The organism is Brevundimonas sp. Root1423 (assembly GCF_001426805.1).
This window is the reverse complement of record NZ_LMFL01000091.1, coordinates 1-1,230: the sequence shown is the minus strand read 5'-3', so window position 1 is coordinate 1,230 and position 1,230 is coordinate 1. Positions and strand designations below refer to the sequence as shown.

Genomic DNA, 1,230 nt, shown 5'->3' with positions numbered 1-1,230 from the left:
ATTAGCGCCGGCTCGTTATTGCGACCGACTCGTGAGCACGCATTTCGCAGATCTTCGACAGTGTGGCCTTCGTCCATCAAGAAGTCCCAGGCTTCGGCGAGGGCCTGTTCGACGCTCTGCTTCTGCAACGCGAGGAACGCATCTGCGTCAATGACTCTCCCCTCACCTGGTCGGCTCGAACCCAGCGCCGCCCAGACGTCGACAGAGTCGCCCGCTTGGTTGCCAGTGACCTCACTGTCGGGGGAGACGGATGACTGTTGGAGCCCTGAGGCGCTCGTCGTGAAGGGTGTGGGCAGGATCTGGCCTTCGGACTTCTTGAGGCTTGGCAGGAGCCGGAGCTCTGCGCCTCCCTGGAAACTATTCATGTAAACAGCCTGCCGAGTTGACACAGAAACTTCAAGTGTGAGAGTTTCGGTAGATGAGCGAGATGGACAGAAAGTGGATCCTCAGCCTGGGTACGACCGGGGTGGGAATGAGCGAGATGGACAGAGACATCGATGTCGTGACGATCGAGGATCCGGCGAGGGGTGTGCGGTACGAAGTGGTGTTGGGTGCCGAGGCGGGAAAGCCGGCGGTCAAGAGGCTGGTTATTGAGCCGCTCGATGAGGGCGGCGTAATGACGCAGGCGATCCTGGATCGCGTTCCGCTGCGGCAGCTCGCACGGCAGGCTCAGGATTTTCGAGCGGGCGAACTGAGGAATCGACCGGGGGCCCCGGTGACTATGGATACGCCGCGGAAGATGGATCGACCATCCTCTGAGGAGCTCGCGGAACTCAACCGGCAGGGGATGGGACGGCGAGAACTCGCGGAGCGGTTTCAGGTCAGCCCGAAAACGGCTGACGTCTGGATCAAGAGGGCACGAGACCTGGGTCTGATCGCTCCCTCCGTCACCGGTCGGCCGAGAGGGTCGCGCGGCACGCGGTGACGTTCGAAGACAATTCGCATGGGTATGGGAGAGCGATGGGGTCATGCGGCTAGCTCGCTGCAGGACTCTCGTGCCCTCAGAATCTCAATAAGCCAGGCCTCAAACTCGATCCGAGAACGAGGTTCGAGCTCACTCCACGCGCGGGCGCGCGATAGAAACTCGATCCGAGAACGAGGTTCGAGCTCACTCCACGCGCGGGCGCGCGATAGTTCGGAGGCCTTGACCATGGCCCAGTAGGCATCCGAACAGATGGTCTCAGGATCTTCGGAGGCCTTGACCATGGCCCAGGAGGCATCCGAACAGAT

The 1,230-nt window shown here is 61.4% G+C and carries 3 protein-coding genes; 1 reads left to right on the top strand and 2 read right to left on the bottom strand.

The genetic code is table 11. The annotated features are described in order from the left end of the window. The coding region (locus ASD25_RS32755) for a hypothetical protein (protein WP_235562923.1) at nt 1-365 on the bottom strand (365 nt) is incomplete at its 3' end. A 53-nt stretch (nt 366-418) separates the two neighbouring features. Here ASD25_RS32755 and ASD25_RS28955 point away from each other — a divergent pair. Further along, entirely contained in the window at nt 419-925 is a 507-nt protein-coding gene (locus tag ASD25_RS28955; RefSeq protein WP_056621577.1) for a helix-turn-helix domain-containing protein, read from the top strand. Between the two features lie 41 nt (nt 926-966). Here ASD25_RS28955 and ASD25_RS32750 read toward each other — a convergent pair. Further along, on the bottom strand, nt 967-1,230 hold a 264-nt coding region (locus ASD25_RS32750; RefSeq protein ID WP_235562922.1), incomplete at its 5' end, for a hypothetical protein.